We start from the raw sequence: 1,970 nt of genomic DNA, 5'->3' as shown, positions 1-1,970 counted from the left end.
GCAATGGAGTCAGGGGATAGGTTGCATTTTAATTTGGAATATTCTACTGAATTGTTCAGACCTGATAGTATAGATAGGTTCATCGGTTATTTCCATCGAATAGTGGAGGAAGTGATTTCTGATAGAGAAAAGAGATTGTCCGAGATAGATATTTTATCCAAAAGTGAGCGTATCGAATTGTTGGATAAATTCAATGATACGAAGGTGGACTATCCAAAGGATAAGACTTTTATTTCCCTATTTGAAGAACAGGTATGTAAAACTCCAGATGCGATAAGCTCTTATGATCATGATGAGGAGCTTAGTTATGTAGGTCTTAATGATAGGGCCAATCAGTTATCGAATGCACTGCTTTCTAAGGGGCTTTCGGAAGAGATGCCCGTAGTGTTTCTTTGTAATCGTTCTGTAAATATGCTTGCAGGGCTTATAGGTGTTTTAAAGTCTGGGGGTGCTTATGTTCCGTTGTCGCCGGATTTTCCTTTAGCTAGGATTACCGAGGTATTTCACGATACCCGATCACAGTTTTTGGTAACCACATCGACCAGTATTAGTACTGATTTTCTTAGGTCCCTTTGTTCTGTACTGCCATGTTTACATATTATTTATCTGGATTCTATAGAGAATAAAAAAGAAATGACTTCTTTTCTAGAAAAGTCCTGGGCTTTGGAGAAAGACTCGAATCAGGGGGCTGTCAGCTTGATGGATCGTCAGGACTGGGAAGAATTACCGGTAACGAACCCATTGTTAAATTTAAAGCCGTCCAATTTGGCCTATATCCTCTATACTTCGGGATCTAGCGGTAGGCCTAAAGGTGTAATGATCGAACATGGGGGGATGCTAAATCATTTATTGGCAAAGCGCGATGCCCTAGATTTAAATGCCACTAGTGTAGTCTCCCAGAATGCATCGGAGACCTTTGATATTTCAATATGGCAGTTTTTATCGGGCTTGGTTGTCGGTGGAAAGACGGTTATTTACTCTAAAGACCAAGTATTGGAACCGGAAAGTCTACTAGATCAAATCGGTAAGGATGGTATTACCATTTTTGAAGTAGTACCCTCTTACCTATCGGTATTGATAGGGTATTTAGAGGATAGGGAAGTGAAAGATATCTTTCCAGATTTGACCTATTTATTGGTCACAGGGGAAACATTACAAAAATCACTTGTGAAGAGATGGTTTGATTTATACCCAGATATCAAAATGGTCAATGCATATGGTCCTACTGAGGCATCGGACGATATTACGCACTGTATATTGGAAGAAATACCGACAGGAGCAACAATCCCTATAGGGAAAGTCCTTCCAAACCTGAATATATATATTGTCGATGAGCATATGGGTTTGTGCCCTAGGGGAGTAAAGGGAGAAATAGTGGTTTCTGGGATAGGTGTTGGCAGGGGTTATCTGAACCAGCCAGAGAAGACATCATTGGTATTTATCAAAGATCCGTTTATTACCGCCAGCGAAGTTCGTATGTACCGCACAGGTGATGTAGGACGTTGGCTGCCAGATGGGAATATTGAATTTTTTGGAAGGAAGGACGGCCAGGTCAAAGTAAATGGTCATCGGATAGAGCTTGGTGAGATTGAGAATTGTTTATCCAAGAACTCAAAAATAAAAGAAGTGCTTGTTCTGTCAAGGGAAACGGACGGGGAGAAGTATTTGATTGGCTACTATGTTTCCGATGAAGAGCTGTCAACGGTAGAGTTGCGTAACCATATACTGGATAATCTGCCCAATTATATGCTACCTGCATACTTTGTTCACATGGAGGTGTTTCCCCTGACCCTTAATGGTAAAGTGGACCGCAAAAACCTACCAGATCCAGAGTTAACGTTAGGAGGGGATTATGAAGCTCCTTCAAATGAAATAGAAGAAAAGTTGATAGGGATATGGAGTGATCTTTTGAAACTGGATAAAGAAGTCATAGGGGTAAATACCAACTTCTTCGACCTTGGGGGTGACTC

Annotated in this window: 1 protein-coding gene; it reads left to right on the top strand. The window is 40.9% G+C overall.

The window, feature by feature from the left end; all coding sequences use genetic code 11:
• The coding region (locus ACKWCA_RS23905; protein WP_413980773.1) for a non-ribosomal peptide synthetase at positions 1–1,970 on the top strand (1,970 nt) is incomplete at both ends.

Origin of the sequence: Maribacter corallii, from assembly GCF_047345415.1 — a bacterium.
In the GTDB taxonomy this organism is placed as follows: domain Bacteria; phylum Bacteroidota; class Bacteroidia; order Flavobacteriales; family Flavobacteriaceae; genus Maribacter_C.
This window is presented reverse-complemented; position numbering and strand designations above follow the sequence as displayed.